Origin of the sequence: Nocardia sp. NPDC052316 (assembly GCF_044547795.1) — a bacterium.
Classification (GTDB): Bacteria; Actinomycetota; Actinomycetes; order Mycobacteriales; family Mycobacteriaceae; genus Nocardia.
The window spans coordinates 38,174-54,456 of the sequence record NZ_JBIUBB010000011.1 but is presented as its reverse complement, the minus strand read 5'-3'; the positions used below and the strand labels follow the sequence as shown (position 1 = coordinate 54,456).

General features: G+C 67.4%; 16 protein-coding genes. 9 read left to right on the top strand and 7 right to left on the bottom strand.

The features are described from left to right. The first annotated feature begins 797 nt into the window (after positions 1-797). Entirely contained in the window at positions 798-1,553 is a 756-nt protein-coding gene (locus ACIHA7_RS38370) for a class I SAM-dependent methyltransferase (RefSeq protein WP_397296828.1), read from the top strand. A gap of 39 nt (positions 1,554-1,592) precedes the next feature. Here ACIHA7_RS38370 and ACIHA7_RS38365 read toward each other — a convergent pair whose 3' ends face one another. From ACIHA7_RS38365 to ACIHA7_RS38350, 4 genes are all read right to left on the bottom strand, one after another. Then, positions 1,593-2,396, bottom strand: a complete 804-nt coding sequence (locus ACIHA7_RS38365) for a HEAT repeat domain-containing protein (RefSeq protein ID WP_397296826.1) — start codon at positions 2,394-2,396, stop codon at positions 1,593-1,595. Positions 2,397-2,471: 75 nt separating this feature from the next. Next, complete coding sequence (locus ACIHA7_RS38360) at positions 2,472-3,632, bottom strand: DUF6545 domain-containing protein (protein ID WP_397296823.1); 1,161 nt, start codon at positions 3,630-3,632, stop codon at positions 2,472-2,474. A gap of 12 nt (positions 3,633-3,644) precedes the next feature. Further along, positions 3,645-4,151, bottom strand: a complete 507-nt coding sequence (locus tag ACIHA7_RS38355) for a CUE domain-containing protein (protein WP_397296821.1) — start codon at positions 4,149-4,151, stop codon at positions 3,645-3,647. A 251-nt stretch (positions 4,152-4,402) separates the two neighbouring features. Then, entirely contained in the window at positions 4,403-5,557 is a 1,155-nt protein-coding gene (locus ACIHA7_RS38350; RefSeq protein ID WP_397296819.1) for a hypothetical protein, read from the bottom strand. A 334-nt stretch (positions 5,558-5,891) separates the two neighbouring features. Here ACIHA7_RS38350 and ACIHA7_RS38345 point away from each other — a divergent pair, with 334 nt between their 5' ends. Beyond that, on the top strand, positions 5,892-6,887 hold the full coding sequence (locus ACIHA7_RS38345; protein ID WP_397296816.1) for a hypothetical protein: 996 nt from the start codon (positions 5,892-5,894) through the stop codon (positions 6,885-6,887). A gap of 30 nt (positions 6,888-6,917) precedes the next feature. Here the strand turns inward: ACIHA7_RS38345 and ACIHA7_RS38340 are convergent, their stop codons facing one another. Beyond that, a complete protein-coding gene (locus ACIHA7_RS38340; protein ID WP_397296813.1) occupies positions 6,918-7,235 on the bottom strand; it encodes a hypothetical protein in 318 nt (105 codons plus the stop codon). Between the two features lie 432 nt (positions 7,236-7,667). Then, a complete protein-coding gene (locus ACIHA7_RS38335; protein WP_397296810.1) occupies positions 7,668-7,973 on the bottom strand; it encodes a PepSY domain-containing protein in 306 nt (101 codons plus the stop codon). 325 nt (positions 7,974-8,298) lie between these two features. Here ACIHA7_RS38335 and argC point away from each other — a divergent pair, with 325 nt between their 5' ends. From argC to ACIHA7_RS38305, 6 genes are all read left to right on the top strand, one after another. After that, positions 8,299-9,372, top strand: a complete 1,074-nt coding sequence (gene argC / locus ACIHA7_RS38330; RefSeq protein ID WP_397296808.1) for an N-acetyl-gamma-glutamyl-phosphate reductase — start codon at positions 8,299-8,301, stop codon at positions 9,370-9,372. Further along, positions 9,369-10,595 carry a bifunctional glutamate N-acetyltransferase/amino-acid acetyltransferase ArgJ gene (gene argJ / locus ACIHA7_RS38325; RefSeq protein WP_397296805.1) on the top strand — a complete coding sequence of 409 codons (1,227 nt, stop codon included), beginning with the start codon at positions 9,369-9,371 and terminating at the stop codon, positions 10,593-10,595. Before argC ends, argJ begins: the two co-directional genes overlap by 4 nt. Continuing rightward, positions 10,592-11,521 (top strand): acetylglutamate kinase, encoded by a 930-nt coding sequence (argB, locus tag ACIHA7_RS38320; protein WP_397296803.1) that lies wholly within the window; start codon positions 10,592-10,594, stop codon positions 11,519-11,521. The genes argJ and argB overlap by 4 nt, the downstream gene beginning before the upstream one ends. Further along, entirely contained in the window at positions 11,521-12,744 is a 1,224-nt protein-coding gene (locus ACIHA7_RS38315) for an acetylornithine transaminase (protein ID WP_397296801.1), read from the top strand. The genes argB and ACIHA7_RS38315 overlap by 1 nt, the downstream gene beginning before the upstream one ends. Beyond that, entirely contained in the window at positions 12,741-13,694 is a 954-nt protein-coding gene (argF, locus tag ACIHA7_RS38310; protein ID WP_397296798.1) for an ornithine carbamoyltransferase, read from the top strand. The genes ACIHA7_RS38315 and argF overlap by 4 nt, the downstream gene beginning before the upstream one ends. A gap of 154 nt (positions 13,695-13,848) precedes the next feature. Next, positions 13,849-14,364 (top strand): arginine repressor, encoded by a 516-nt coding sequence (locus ACIHA7_RS38305; RefSeq protein ID WP_397296796.1) that lies wholly within the window; start codon positions 13,849-13,851, stop codon positions 14,362-14,364. 6 nt (positions 14,365-14,370) lie between these two features. Here the strand turns inward: ACIHA7_RS38305 and ACIHA7_RS38300 are convergent, their stop codons facing one another. Continuing rightward, positions 14,371-14,535 (bottom strand): hypothetical protein, encoded by a 165-nt coding sequence (locus tag ACIHA7_RS38300; RefSeq protein ID WP_194835409.1) that lies wholly within the window; start codon positions 14,533-14,535, stop codon positions 14,371-14,373. 256 nt (positions 14,536-14,791) lie between these two features. Between ACIHA7_RS38300 and ACIHA7_RS38295 the strand changes: the two genes are divergently transcribed. Then, the gene (locus ACIHA7_RS38295; RefSeq protein ID WP_135236099.1) at positions 14,792-15,994 is read left to right on the top strand and encodes an argininosuccinate synthase; all 1,203 of its coding nucleotides are present in this window, start codon (positions 14,792-14,794) and stop codon (positions 15,992-15,994) included. The last annotated feature ends 289 nt before the right edge of the window (positions 15,995-16,283 follow it).

Sequence of the window (16,283 nt, the reverse complement as noted above, 5' to 3'; positions counted from 1 at the left end):
CCGCATCCATCGCCCAGCCCCGTATGGCTACCGGCCCGCGTCGGACTGCTGATCCTGCTCGCTCCATTCGTATGTTGATGCTGGACGCACACGCTGTTCGGCAATACGGGACGTTTCGAAGACCGAGATGATCTCTGTCAGTTGATCTTCCGGGAGTGTCGCGTGGACGCCTCAGAATCCGCGCCCAGCGGCAATAGGGGACGTTCAGGGAACGGTTTGCCCGATGGCCCTCGAGACATCAGCAAGCCACACGAAGGTATAGCCGCCTACTCGGTCCTCGTCTGCGAGTAGGCCGCGCAGGTGCTGCCACGATTCCGAGAGTTGGCCGATCGCCAGATCGGACGGCGTGTTGTACGTCGTAGAGCTCCCCGGCCGGAATGGACCAGAAGTAGTCCCGATCGAGGGTTACAGTCTGTGCACTCGATACGGCCTCGATGTGGGCTATCGCCAGGTCGAACGCCTTGCGCAGCTCGGCGAACGGCACGGTAAGCGGCTCTGCGGTCATGATCACCATCATGAAGACTGTCGCCTCAGATGCCGTGTAGCGCGTTCACCGAAACGTGCGGTGCCCCATTCGGTCATCGCGGCGGTGTATTGCGTTGGCGCACGGGAATAACGGAGCGACATGACTTTGACCGGTTCAGTAGGCTGTCACCCATCGCAGAACGGCTTTCGAACCGAGCGCGGTCGCCACGGCGATGAGGGTATAGCCGCCGGCGAACGCACGTCCATCGGTGCGCGATATGCGGCAACGCAAATCGGCACGCGCGAAAGGCCGGCGTGTCAGGATGGGCCGCATGACTCCGGTGCCAGAAGGCCGTGCACTTCCCGCGGACCCTGCTCGGGCGAGTGCCTACGACAGCTTCGCCGAGGGCTACACCGGGGAGAACGAAACCGGCCTCCTGCACGCGTATTACAACCGACCCGCGTTGCTGGAGCTCGCCGGGGACGTGACCGGTCGGCGGATACTCGACGCCGGGTGCGGCTCGGGTCCGCTGTTCGCGGCGCTGCGTGATCGCGGTGCCGTGGTGACCGGAATCGACGCGAGCACCGGGATGCTGGAGCAGGCCCGGCAGCGGCTCGGCGCCGATGCGGACCTGCGGGTCGCCGATTTGGCCGACCCGCTGCTGTTTCCCGACGACGCGTTCGACGACATCGTCGCATCCCTGGTGCTGCACTACCTGCGGGACTGGGGACCGACACTGGGCGAGATGCGCCGTGTGCTTGCCCCTGGTGGCCGACTCATCGCCTCGGTCGAGCATCCGTTCGCCAACTTCCTCGGCCAACGCTTGGCGGGGGAGGAGACCAACTATTTCCAGACCCGCAACCGGATCGAAGAGTGGACCATGGGCGGGCAGACCGCCCGGCTGAGCTTCTGGGACCGGCCGTTGCACGCGATGATCGAGGCCTTCACTGCGGCCGGATTCCGCATCAGTGTGATCAGCGAACCGCCGGCCCTGCCCGCCGCTCGAGAGCTGTGCCCCGACGTATTCGACGAGAGCACCGGTACTAGGTTTCTGTGCTTCCTGTTCTTCGTCCTGCACGCCGACTGACCGTGAATCCGCGTCATTCTTGTTGCGGCACTGGGGGACTCAGGATTCGCGGGCTGCGATCGCCGCTTGGATCCGGCGTAGCGTGCGCAGACCCTTCTTCGCGGCGACGCTCACCATGCCGTCGAAGACCGTTGCGCCCCGATCGTGGGCCATCAATCGCTCCAGCGTCGGCACGGCGCGATCGTCGCCGGTCGAACCGAGGGCGACCGCGGCCCAGTAGCGCTGATCCGGGTCGTCGCTGTCGGCCGCCTCGCACAGCCTCGGGATGATTTCCGGGGCGAATTTCGCCAGTGCGCTGGCGATATAGCCGATGCGGTAGTACCGGCGGTTCTCGAATTCGTCCCATAGTGCGGCGAGGGCCGCCTCGCCGCCGATCAGGCCGAGGGCCTCGGCGGCGCGTTCGCGCATTCCGGCGACCGAGTCCCGCAGCACGGGAGTGAGCGCCGGGACGACGGATGCGTCGCCGAGTGTGCCCAACGCGATCACCGCTTGTTCGCGCGCCATCTCCTGCGGATGATCGAGCATCGCGACCAGGCCGGGAACCGCCGCACGGAACCCGAGCGCCGCGCAACCCATCGCCGCCCAAGCCTGGCAGTTGTACCGAGTGTCGGCGAGCGACGCCAGCAGCGGCGCCTCCAGGGTTTCATCGCCGAAGACCGCCGCCAGGTTCAACGCCCGGCTGTACAGCGACCGGTGGTAGTCGCGATAGTCGCGCACGAGCGCGCGCAGCGCCTCCTTGGCGGATGCGTCGCCGTCAGCAGCCCGGTCGAGCAGCCGCCGCAGATTTTCCACGCGGGTCTCGAGATCGCCGTCTTTGAGGCATCGCGCATCAGCTGGATTCACCGCGCAACGGTACCTGGCGACGATCTCGCCTTCCGGGCGGCTCAGCTCGTTCCGGCCGACGACGACGCGGTCGAGTTACCGTCTGGTGCGCTGTCCGGCCCGCGCCGCGATGGCCTTGGCGAACGGCCATTGCGCACCGATGGCGGTCAGCTCGGTGACCTCGCCGAGCAGGCTGTCGGCGGCCGGAAGCGCGAAGTGGCGGCTGCCCGACGCGGCGTTGCCGTGCGCCTTGGCATCTCGGGCACGAACGAGCAGAACGGCGCGATCGAGTGCTTCGTAGGCCGGCCCGGCCGGGGCGGCGCGCGAAATCGCCGCCGCGATATCGGGCGGGTGCGGCGACGCGTAGCGGCCCAAATCGAGGATGCTGTCGCGGATCTCGATGACGGTGCGGTGCAGGAGATATCGGTTGGGCTGGGCGCCATCCGGTACCGGGCTGCGGTGCACGATCTCCGGGCACGCGGCGGTCAGCTCGGACCAGAGGGGGCGCAGCGCTTTTCGGTGGCGGGTCAGATCGTCGACGCCCATCCGGTTGACGATGGCGATCACCGTCAAACCCATGCACAGCACCAGATCGAAAAATACTCCGTTGCGATCGATTTCGGCCTGGATGGCGGTGAAGGCGTTGTGCTGACCGGTGATCCGGAAGGCGGACGCGGCCAGGGTGGCGCCGATGCGTCCGAGCACCGCCACGCCCGCCAGGAGCGTGGCCACGTACATCGCCGCTTCACTGCGACCGACTCGATTGCGCAGCTCGGCCCCGGCCGCCTGGATGACCAGAACCGCCATCGCCACACCGATCGGCGCCGTGCACAGCCAATATCCGAACTGTGCCCATCCGGTGCGCTCGAAGATCGTGCCGGTGCCGCCGCCGAGTGTGCTGAAACACACTGCCGCGATACTGAATACGGCGGCAAGCCCGTAGCTGACGCGCGGCGAGCGAAAGCGATACAGCAGCGCCGCCCCGATCAGCAGCCCGGCCGCGTAGCCGATATTGAACCCGACCGCCCCGAGCTCGAGGATCAGCTCTTCGGAGAGCCATCCACCGGAGAGCTCGGTGAGCAGACGCCGCAGTGTCGGTTCCCGGGTGGTCGCGGTGGCGACGACACAGCCGAAGGCGATGGTGACGTGCCGGTCGAGTTCGGTGCTGAGCAAGCCGACGAGGCGGCCGGCGAGCAACAGGCAAGCGGCTAGCACGGTGGGCAGCGTTACCGCTGTCGGGAGAGTCGAGATCAGCATTGCGCGCGCGGCTCAGCGCTGAAAGACCAAGCGGCCGAGCACCGAACGTGGCCGCTGGACGCCCAGATCGACGTCGGACATGAGCATGGAGGCGAACATTTCGGCCTGGTTCTCGTCGACATCGTCGTAATTACTGCGGGCCAGCACGCGTAGCACACTATCGATGTCCAAGTCGGGGAACAGTGCCGCGAGCGTCCGGTGCTGCGCCCCCGGCGAAACGAATCCGGCGTGGTCGAGCAGAAGATGGGCGATCTCGTGCATCACGATGTGCTCGGTGTGATAGCCGGTGCTGGCCGCGTCGTAGGCGATGACGATATCGTCGGCGCGTTCGACGACGAGTCCGCACGGAAACCCACCCGTGGTCAGATCCTCTTGCGGAACAATCAGAATCGGTTTGCCCACGCGTTCGGCCACGTGCTCGACGAAGGTCGCCAGATTCCACGGCCGCGGCACCTCGAGCGAGATCGCCAGCTGTCGGATTCGTTGGACCGCTGGGTCGACACCGGCGCGTCGGAACATGGGGCCATCTTCGTCGCCGATAGTCCGGATTGTCCAGGGGAGCCCGCTGCCGCCCGACTGTCACGAATCGCCGGTCGCGGCATGATCAGCGTGCGCACCGAGGAGTGGCGATTCGTGTACGGATCGAACGGGCACAGACCGGCATCGTCGCCAGTGGTGCGGTCACCGACCGCCGCGGAGCACCGATCGGCGAGGTCGTTCTGTGGGTAGATCGGGGTACGCCGCAGGGTTCGCTCGTGAGGTTTGACGATTTAAACGACCCGCAGTGACGAGACAGCGAGTTGTTCGGTGAGCGCTCGCCGTAGGAAGGCTGGATTATTCAGGTGCGGTTGGACTAGGCGCCAGCCGTGGTAGTAGGTGAAGATGTATGGCTCGGTGAAGGGGGTGCTGAGAAAGCCTAGTAAGAACGTCAGTTCGTCGTCGGTTACCAGTGCGGTGTCGGCGAGGTAGTCGCGGACTTTCGGCCACGGTGTCGCTTCGGCGAGTAGTAGCGAGGCGTTGCAATACGCGCCCCACAAGATGTTGCGTGCGTGCTGGATTGTCGCGTAGTTGCTCGAATCTGCTTGGAGCTCTTCGATATTGTCGAGCAGCCAGTGCTGGGCTTCGTCGCCGGGGAAGAGTAGCTGCGGGGCGTGCAGTCCGATACCTTCGGATATCACGTACGCCGGTGACGGCATGAATCGCACCTGGATGTCGGGACGGTGGCCCTGATGCTTTTCTTTCAACATGAATTCGCAGATATGGCCCGGAACCGCCTCGTGGGCGACGACATAGAACAGATCGGCGAGGTTGAAGGGCAGGCTCGGATCGACGAACACGCTGCCGGTGGTTCCGCCTCGATGCAGTCCACGAAATGGTCCGGGCGCGAATTCCACTGTCACATCGATGTTCTCGGGTAGTGGCAGTAGCGGCGCGGTGCGCCGTCGGGTCTCCGTCAGTGCCTGGTGAACCAGTTCGGACAGTCGTTCTGGTCGGCCGGGCGGCAGGCTGTGTGCGGCGCGCCAGGCGTGCAACCGTTGTGCGAGCGTGCCTTTCGTCTCGGGTAGGGCCTCGTCCAGCAGTTGGTAGGCCTCGTCGAAGACCTCATCGGGAATCCATTCGGCGTCGATGCCCAGCATGCCGCGCACCTGTTCGGCAAACGGCAACTGCTCCCCGGTCAGTCGTCGGGCGATGGTGTGCAGCGCCTGTACCTGCTCTGCCAGAGCGGGATCGTTGTCGGCAACGGCCGCTTGCATGTCCTGCGCGGCCCGGGCCAGGTCCGCCGGATTCGCCAAGGGCTCGTTCGCCACCTCGTCCAGCCACCGTGCGGGCCCCCGATAGTCGAGAATCCAACTTCCCGTGGGGTGTTGTGTCACCAGCCGATCGACCCGAAGGGCGAGCAGTGCGTAGTCACGCAATACGTCCATATTTCCACTGTGCCGCGTAGGCCGAATTTCCGCAGCTCCCGAGGACTTCGATGCGTGCGGCATCTCCGACCGCCAACGCGGACTGATCGTCGTTTACCCGGAAGGTCCGGAACCTGTTGGGGCCGGGTCTTCTTTGGTGTTCCGAGCATCGAGCGAACCCCGTCTTCGACGGTCGAAGTGCCGCGTGATCAGGCAAAAGCCGCAATCACGGCGTCCGCGGTGTGATCTGTGGCCCACCGTTTGACAGCTCTCGGCGAGCGGGTCTCAATTGGTCATGTGACCAGTTAATTCCGGCTCCCGCCCCGGAGCGGCGTGTTTCCGCACAGGAGTGAAGATGAACCTACGGAGCCTTGTGCTCACTGCCATGTTCGCCGCCGCCTGCGCCGTGGCGTCCGCCGCGACACCCATCGCGCATGCCGAGCCCGATCGGATGCCCGAAACCATCGACATCGGCTGCGGGGATGCCGTCCGGCACCGCAACGTCGACTGGTACCTGCCCGAGGGGCCTGCCAACGGTCTGGTCTGGCTGCAACACGGTTTCGCGCGAAGCAACGCGAACGTGGCCAGCCTCGCCGAGCATTTCGCCGCTGCGGGCTATGTCGTCTTCGCCCCCGCCCTGCCGTTCCTCGATCCGGCAGGATGCACTCTGCAGAATCTCGGCGACAACACCGGCTTTCTCGACAACATCGCCGGACTGTTCGCCGCCGACCCCGCCGGTCCGCTGGCCCGCAGCTTCGCCGCGGCCACGTCGGCGGCGCACCGTCCGGAGCTGCGACTGCCGCGGCAGACCGTGTTCGTCGGACACTCCGCCGGCGCCGAGGCCGTCGAGTATGTCGCCCACCGACTGCACGCCGACCACCCCGCCGCCTTCGCCGACTTGCACGGACTCGTCCTGCTCGACCCCGTGAAATCATTCCTCGGCGACAACACCGATCAAGCCCTCACCGATCTCGACCACACCGACCTACCGATTCTCGACATTGCGGCGAAACCCTCGCAATGCAACCTCTTCGGAGTCGGCACCGCGGCCGCTCAACGCCTGCTGCACCGTGGCTACCTCGGTGTCCGCATCGGTACAGGCGTGCACACCGACGCCGAAGGCGACAGCGGCGACATGATGGGCAACCTGTTGTGCGGCAACCCGAAATCCGTGAACATCTCGACTTTGCAAACCCTGGCCGTCGGTTGGACCACCGACTTTTTCACCGGCACCAGAACCGCCGACTATTACCCCGCCCAAGCACCAGCCGCCGACGCGGCCACCGCCCAGTCCGCCGTCACCGACGCGGTTTCCGCCGCACCCGAAGCCTCGATCCTCACCGGTTCATAGAAGGCCGACTCTGGAATCGGCGATCGGGACCTACGCTTGGATGACCTCGATGCCTACCAGGGCATTCAGTGAGTCGCAGCTGGCCCACGACTGGTTCTGGCCGTATTGCACCGGGCCGTATTTCCAGTAGGTGAAGGGGATGGGCCAGGCGACGCAGGTGAGTTTTACCTGGTGCCAGGTCGGCAGCTCGCAATTGGCCATTCCGCCGGTGTTGAAGATGTTGTAAACGTGACAGTTGGCCTGCCATACCGGTACGTCGGCCTGGGCGACACCACCGCCGGCCAGCACAGTGGCTGCGGCTGCGGTGGCAACGACGGCACCGGCGACAAGCCGTTTCGTGGATACCATTGCGAACCTCCTGAAATAGTGTTGTCTGGAACACATCGCAGAAAAGTCGCACCTGTTACTCGAAATGGTCCCGACGGGCACTGCTGCCCCGGGAGTCTTGAATGAATTCGAGCGGTCGCCGGTACAGGTCGACGGCTTATCCGTCGTCGGGGTCAAGGCTTGGCATGGCAGTTAATAGCCATCGGGAACGACGACGCGTTCGCTATGAATTCCTGAGTCGCGCGGGCATGGCCTGCAATCGAGGCGGGTCACCGCATTGCCCTGATCCGTAGCAGGTTTGTCCAAGTAGCCGAGCGCCGAGCTACCGGATCATGAGTACTACCGGGCCTGGTGCGGAGGGGGCGCCAGGCCCGGGCTTGTCCGGCAAGGTATTACGAAGACACTGCCCGGCCCGGAGCGAGCGAGGGCCGGGACCTGTGCTCGGGCGCGGGGTCAGTCGTTGTCTCGGTCGATCGAGATCACCGTCCCGGTGCGCGCGTCGACCGTCACCTCGTATCCGTTGCCGTCGCGGGTTTTGACGTCGACCTCCCATTTGGGGGTGCCGTCCGCGGTGTCCAGCTCGACGGACTCCACGGTCGCCCCCATCAATGCCTGCCGCGCCGCGTCGAGGGCTTCCTGCTCACTCACGGGTTCCGCGGTGGCCAGCGCACTGCCACCGCCGATCAGCGCGACGGTCAGGGCCGCGCCGACGGACAATCGGCGTAGGTCGGAGCCGATGCGGCGGTTGGTGAACGGCATGATGGTCCTCCTCTTCTCGATAACTTCCGGTGGCGCGGCGGTGTCCCGCATTGCGCCCTTCGCGTGGGAACTACCACTTAATCCGCGCGGTATGCCTGCGAATCGAGACCGCCCCGGATGCTGTTCGCGGCACACCTGACGGGCGCTGGCGTCGGAACCGGCTGCACAACCACCGCTCGACCTCGACAGGACCCGCAGCGCCGACCAGCGTTTGCACCCCACCGAGCCGGGTATCAAGCCTGCGAACCCCCGAATTTTCCAGCGTGATCCGACCAAGGCGGGACCAGCTGGTGAATGAGCTTGCATAGTCGTGCATAATCATCACATGGTTGATTCGGTGCACGCGCCGGCGCCGGACGGGCCCGCGTTGCGGGTCGCGGTGGCCGGGGCGAGTGGTTACGCGGGCGGGGAAGTGTTGCGACTGCTGCTGGGGCATCCCGCGTACCGCGCGGGCCGCCTGGTGATCGGCGCGTTGACGGCGGGGTCCAACGCCGGAACCGCGCTCGGGGCGCTGCAGCCGCACCTGCTGCCGTTGGCGGACCGGGTGCTCGCACCGACCACCGTCGAGGAGTTGGCGGGTCACGATGTGGTGTTCCTCGGCCTGCCACACGGGCAGTCCGCGGCGATCGCCGAGCAGCTGCCCGCGTCGACGGTGATCATCGACTGCGGCGCCGACTTCCGCCTGACCGACGCGCAGGCGTGGGAGAAGTATTACGGAAGCGCGCACGCCGGCAGCTGGCCGTACGGGCTGCCCGAGCTACCGGGCGGCCGGGACAAGCTGCGCGGCGCGAGCCGGATCGCGGTGCCGGGTTGCTACCCGACCGTGGCGAGTCTGGCGATGGCACCGGCGGTCGCCGCCGGGATCGTCGCCCCGAACGTGAATGTCGTTGCGGTGAGCGGTACCTCGGGCGCCGGACGCAAGCTCGACGTCGGTCTGCTCGGCTCCGAGGTGATGGGTTCGGTGCGGGCGTACAGCATCGCGGGCGCGCACCGGCACACCCCGGAGATCGCCCAGAACCTGAAGGCGGCGGGCGGCATCGACGTCGCCGTGTCGTTCACGCCGGTGCTGGCCCCGATGCCGCGCGGCATCCTGGCGACCTGCACGGCACCGACCTCGGTGGATGCCGCCCAGGCCCGCGCGGTCTACGAAAAAGCCTATGCCGACGAACCATTCGTGCACCTGCTGCCCGAAGGCGTACTGCCGCAGACCGGCGCGGTACTGGGCTCCAACGCCGTCACCCTGCAGGTGGCGGTGGATGCCGACGCGGGCTTGCTCGTGGTGATCGGCGCGATCGACAACTTGACCAAGGGCACCGCGGGCGCCGCGGTGCAATCGATGAACCTGGCCGTCGGATTCGACGAGACCGCAGGACTTTCCACCGTAGGAGTGGCACCGTGACGACATCCGCTGCGACGCAGACCGCCAACGGCAAGCTGGTGCGCAACCAGGGCGTGACCGGCCCGCTCGGCTTCCGTGCCGCCGGTATCGCGGCAGGCATCAAGGCCAGCGGAAAGCCGGACCTGGCACTGGTTTTCAACGAGGGTCCGGAGTACGCGGCGGCGGGCGTCTTCACCCGGAACAAGGTGAAGGCCGCCCCGGTGCTGTGGTCGCAGCAGGTGCTGTCGGGCGGCCGACTGCGCGCGGTGATCCTGAACTCCGGCGGCGCGAACGCCTGCACCGGTCCTGGCGGCTTCCAGGACACGCACAAGACCGCCGAGGAACTGGCTGCGGCACTGAGCAATTGGGGCTCCGAGACCGGCGCCGGTGAGATCGCCGTCTGTTCGACGGGTTTGATCGGCGACCGGCTGCCGATGGACAAGCTCGTCCCCGCGATCACCGAGATCGTGCACGAGATGGGCGGCGGGCTCTCCGGTGGACTCGACGCGGCGCACGCGATCATGACCACCGACACCGTGCCCAAGGAGGCCGCGTTCCACCATCGCGACAAGTGGAACGTCGGCGGCATGGCCAAGGGCGCGGGCATGCTCGCCCCCTCGCTGGCCACCATGCTGGTGGTGCTGACCACCGACGCCGCCGCCACCCCCGAACAGCTGGATCAGGCGCTGCGCAACGCCACCAAACGCACCTTCGACCGGCTCGACGTCGACGGCTCCTGCTCGACCAACGACACCGTGCTGCTGCTCGCCAACGGCGCCAGCGAGGTCACGCCCAGCCAGGAGGACCTCGACGCCGCCGTGCTCGCGGTCTGCGACGACCTGGCCGCCCAGCTGATGGCCGACGCGGAGGGTGTCACCAAGCGGGTGCTGGTCACCGTCGCGAGCGCGGCTAGTGAGGACGAGGCGGTGGCCGCCGCGCGCACCGTGGCCCGCGACAGCCTGGTCAAGACGGCGCTTTTCGGCTCCGACCCGAACTGGGGGCGGGTGCTCGCCGCGGTCGGCATGGCGCCGGTCACCCTCGACCCGAACCGGATCTCGGTGTCGTTCAACGGAAATCCGGTCTGCGTCGACGGCGTCGGCGCACCGGGCGCCCGCGACGTCGACCTGTCCGGTGGCGACATCGAGGTGCTGATCGAGCTGAATGTCGGCACCGCGGCGGCCACCATCCGCACCACCGACCTCTCGCACGGCTACGTCGAAGAGAATTCGGCGTACAGCTCATGACAAGCCAACTCCGCCACGAGCTTTCGGCGCTGGACAAGGCGCACATCCTGGCCGACGCGCTGCCCTGGCTGCAGAAGTTCCGGGACAAGATCGTGGTGGTGAAGTTCGGCGGCAACGCCATGGTCGACCCGGAACTCGAGCGAGCGTTCGCCGCCGACATGGCGTTCCTGCGCACCGTCGGCGTGCACCCGGTGGTGGTGCACGGCGGCGGCCCGCAGATCAGCGCCATGCTGAAGAAGCTCGGCCTGGAGGGCGAGTTCCGGGGCGGCTTCCGGGTGACCACGCCGGAGGTGATGGACGTGGTGCGCATGGTGTTGTTCGGGCAGGTCGGACGCGAGCTTGTCGGGTTGATCAACGCGCACGGTCCATATGCGGTCGGCATCTCCGGTGAGGACGCCGGGCTGTTCACCGCGACCCGCCGCACCGTCGAGGTCGACGGCGAGCCCACCGACATCGGGCTGGTCGGCGACGTCACGTCGGTCAATCCGGAGGCGGTGCTCGACCTGATCGACGCGGGCCGCATCCCGGTGGTGTCCACCATCGCGCCGGACGTGGACGGGGTGGTGCACAACATCAACGCAGACACCGCCGCCGCCGCGCTCGCCGAGGGCATCGGCGCCGAGAAACTGGTGGTGCTGACCGACGTCGAAGGCCTCTACACCGACTGGCCGGACCGGTCCTCGCTGATCACCCGCATCGATACGGCGGCGCTCGCGGAGTTGCTGCCCCGTCTGGATGCGGGCATGGTGCCGAAGATGGAGGCCTGCCTGCGCGCCGTGCAGGGCGGGGTGCCGACCGCGCACGTGATCGACGGACGCGTGCCGCACGCCGTACTGCTGGAACTGTTCACCGGAGAAGGAATCGGAACGATGGTGACCCCCGACTCGTCCTCGAACGGGGCGGGCTCGCCGGACGGAACGAGATAATGAGTACAGACCAAGAACTCCAGGCGCGGTGGTCCGCCGCGATGATGAACAACTACGGCACGCCGAAGATCGCACTGGTGCGCGGGGCGGGCGCGGTGGTCTACGACGCGGACGGCAACCGCTACGTCGATTTTCTCGGCGGCATCGCGGTGAACAGCCTCGGGCACGCCCATCCGGCGATCCTGGCCGCGGTCACCGAGCAACTCGGCACGCTCGGCCATGTCTCGAACATCTACGCCAACGAACCGGTGATCGAACTGGCCGAGCGCCTGCTCGCGCACTTCGGGGACGGTTCCTCCGAAGCGGGCCACAGCGGGCGGGCCTTCTTCTGCAACTCGGGCACCGAGGCCAACGAGGCCGCGTTCAAGATCGCGCGGCTGACCGGGCGTCGCAAGATCATTGCCTGCGAAGAGGCCTTCCACGGCCGGACCATGGGTGCGCTCGCGCTGACCGGGCAGGCCGCGAAGCGGACGCCGTTCGAGCCGCTGCCCGCAGGCGTCGTGCATGTGCCCTACGGTGACGCCGCCGCGCTGGCAGCCGTGGTCGATCAGGACACCGCCGCGGTGTTCCTGGAGCCGATGATGGGGGAGAGCGGCGTCGTCGTGCCGCCGGCCGACTACCTGGTCAAGGCCCGCGAGATCACCGCGCGCCACGGCGCGCTGCTCATCCTCGACGAGGTGCAGACCGGCATCGGCCGGACCGGAAAGTTCTACGCCCACCACGCCGCGGGCATCGTGCCCGACGTGATCACCCTCGCCAAGGGGCTCGGCGGCGGGCTGCCGATCGGCGCGGTGCTGGCCACCGGCGCGGCCGCCGAACTGCTCACCCCCGGCCTGCACGGCACGACCTTCGGCGGCAACCCGGTGTGCGCGGCGGCCGCGCTCGCCGTGCTGCGCACCATCGACGAACAGGACCTGCTCGCCCATGTGGAGTCGGTCGGTAAGCGGCTCGCCGACGGCATCGAACTGCTGGAGCATCCGCTGATCGACCACGTGCGCGGGGCCGGGCTGCTGCTCGGCATCGTGCTCACCGACGACGTCTCTGCCCACGTCGAGGCGCGGGCACGGGCCGCCGGATATCTGGTGAATCCGGCCAAGCCCAACGTTATTCGGCTCGCTCCGCCGCTGATTCTCACCGAGACCCAGGCCGACAATTTCGTCGCCGATCTGCCGGAGATCCTGGACTCGGCCACCCAAGATGCGAAGGAGGCTGCGGCGCAATGACTTCAGCACAGCAGGTACGGCATTTCCTCCGCGACGACGACGTGAGCCCGGCCGAGCAGGCCGAAATCCTCACCCTGGCCGCCGAACTCAAGCAGGCGCCGTTCTCCCAGCGTCCGCTGGAGGGGCCGCGCGGGGTCGGCGTGATCTTCGAGAAGAACTCCACCCGCACCCGGTTCTCCTTCGAGGTGGGCATCGCTCAGCTCGGCGGGCACGCGGTGGTGGTGGACGGGCGCGACACCCAGCTGGGCCGCGAGGAGACCCTCGGCGACACCGGCCGGGTGCTCTCCCGCTACGTCGACGCGATCGTGTGGCGCACCTTCGAGCAGGTTCGGCTCGACGAGATGTCGGCCACCGCAACGGTTCCGGTGGTGAACGCGCTGTCCAACGAGTTCCACCCCTGCCAGGTGCTCGCCGACCTGCAGACCCTCGCCGAGCGCAAGGGAAACCTGGTGGGGCGCAACCTCACCTACTTCGGCGACGGCGCCAACAACATGGCGCACTCGCTGCTGCTCGGCGGCGTCACCGCGGGTCTCAACGTCACCATCGCCGCGCCAACCGGTTTCGAGCCGCTGCCGTGGATCCTGGAGGCCGCCCGCAAGCGGGCCGCCGACACCGGCGCCACGATCACCCTGACCGCCGACCCGATCGCCGCGGCCGACGGCGCGGACGCGTTGGTCACCGACACCTGGACCTCGATGGGTCAGGAGAACGACGGTCTGGACCGCGTCGGCCCGTTCCGCCCGTTCCAGGTGAACGGCGAGCTGCTCGCGCGCGCCCAGCCGGACGCCGTTGTGCTGCACTGCCTACCCGCGCACCGCGGCGAGGAGGTCACCGACGAGGTGCTCGACGGTCCGCACAGTGTGGTGTGGGACGAGGCGGAGAACCGGCTGCACGCGCAGAAGGCGCTGCTGGTGTGGTTACTGGGCAAGCGAAGCGATGGTGCGGCATGAGAGATGCAGGTCCGCGATGTGCCGTCGTGAGTGAGCGAACGATGCGCGCAACGCCTGCGGGGCTTGCGGTTGCATGCGTTTACGAGGTGAGCGCGCGAACAACGCGCCACGCGTCCATGGGTACGGCGGCAGCGCGCGTCGGCGAGGTGTGGTCGTGAGCGTCGCGCACCCAGAACCCGGCAAGACAGGCCCGGAGATCGCCCGCACTCGCGCCGGGCGGCAGTCGCGCATTGTCGAACTGCTGACCGCACACGCGGTGCGCAGCCAGACCGAACTGGCGGCGCTGCTGGCCGCCGAGGGCATCGAGACTACGCAGGCCACCCTCTCGCGTGACCTGGACGAACTCGGCGCGGTGAAGCTGCGCGCCGCCGACGGTGGCGCGGGCGTCTACGTGGTTCCCGAGGACGGCAACCCCATCCGTGGCGTCATCGGCGGCACCGATCGTCTCGCGAAGCTCCTCGGCGACCTGCTGGTCTCCACCGATCACAGCGGCAATATCGCGGTCCTGCGCACCCCGCCCGGTGCCGCGCACTACCTGGCCAGCGCGCTCGACCGCGCCGCGCTGCCCTATATCGTCGGCACCATCGCAGGCGACGACACCATCGCCGTCATCGCCCGCGAGCCGCTGACCGGCGCCGAACTGGCCGCGAAGATCGAGGAGATCGCCTGACGCCGGTCAGGAGAACGGGTATTGCCCGCCGCCACCACGCGGTGTGCGATGGTCCGGTGTCGCCACGTCGATGATGTCTTGAATGAGGTCGACGACCGCGCGGCCGACGTCCAGGACACCGTGGCCGAGGGTGCTGAACTCTCCCGCGACGAGGTGGAGCAGTGCGTTCATGACGTCCGTCCTTCTACCCGCCCGACGATTCCGTTTCCAGGGTCGCACACCGCGGAACGGCACGCCAAGGACGTAATTCGCTTGATGGGCAGTGGCTTTCGCGAACGATCCGGGGCTGCGGGAGCGGTTCCCGGACCCCCGTTGTGAATGGGCTTGCATCATCGTGCATAATCATTTGTAGGACGTGCGGGCCGCTGTGGCGGGAAGCCGGTCCGTATTTCGAACACAAGCATCGAAACCGAGGAGCACACAGACCATGTCCGAACGCGTCGTACTCGCCTACTCAGGTGGGCTGGACACCTCCGTGGCGATCAGCTGGATCGCCAAGGAGACCGGTTCCGAGGTGGTGGCCGTGGCCATCGACCTCGGCCAGGGCGGCGAGGACATGAACGTGGTGCGCCAGCGAGCGCTGGACTGCGGCGCGGTCGAGGCCATCGTGGTGGACGCGCGCGACGAGTTCGCCAACGACTACTGCCTGCCGACCATCCAGGCCAACGCCATGTACATGGGCCGCTACCCGCTGGTCTCCGCGATCAGCAGGCCGCTCATCGTCAAGCACCTCGTCGAGGCGGCCAAGTTCCACGGTGCGAGCACCGTCGCGCACGGCTGCACCGGCAAGGGCAACGACCAGGTGCGTTTCGAGGTCGGCATCGGCGCGCTCGCGCCGGACCTGAACGTCATCGCCCCGGTCCGGGACTACGCGTGGACCAGGGAGAAGGCCATCGCCTTCGCCGAGGAGAACGCGCTGCCGATCAACGTCACCAAGAAGTCCCCGTTCTCCATCGACCAGAACGTGTGGGGTCGCGCGGTGGAGACCGGCTTCCTGGAGGACCTCTGGAACGCGCCGACCAAGGACGTCTACGACTACACCGCCGACGCGACGGTCAACTTCGAGGCCCCCGACGAGCTCATCATCACCTTCGAGAAGGGTGTTCCGGTCGCCATCGACGGCCGCCAGGTGAGCGTGCTGGAAGCCATCGTCGAGCTGAACCACCGCGCCGGACGGCAGGGCGTCGGCCGCCTCGACATGGTCGAGGACCGGCTCGTCGGCATCAAGAGCCGCGAAATCTACGAGGCGCCCGGCGCCATCGCACTGATCACCGCGCACCAGGAGCTCGAGGCCGTCACCGTCGAGCGTGAGCTCGGCCGGTACAAGCGGCAGGTCGAGCAGCGCTGGGGCGAGCTGGTCTACGACGGCCTGTGGTTCTCCCCGCTCAAGCGCGCGCTGGACGCGTTCGTCGGCGAAACCCAGGAGCACGTCTCCGGCGACATCCGGATGGTGCTGCACGGCGGCAACGCGGTCGTCAACGGTCGCCGCTCCGAGCAGTCCCTCTACGACTTCAACCTCGCCACCTACGACGAGGGCGACACCTTCGACCAGTCGCTGGCCAAGGGTTTCGTGCAGATCCACGGGCTGTCCTCCAAGGTCGCGGCGCGGCGGGATCTGAACCAGAAGTAAGCGCGTGCGCTGACGTCGTGCGGGCAGAGCAAAGTTGTTCGGCCCGCCGGCAGCCGGGTGACGTACGGGTACGGCCAAGCCCGCGCGGCTTGGCGCGGTGCCGGATTGCACCAGGCTGAGACGGGCGCTCAGTCGCATGGCACAGTGCGAGGCGCTGCCATCCGGCACCGCGCACTGCGGCGTCGTACCGGTGGGCAGCTTGCACTGTGGGGTCGCGTCGGAGCACTGGCGGTACGGCGTCGCACCGGTGGCCACCTGCGCAGTGCGAGATCACGTCGGTGGTATCCCG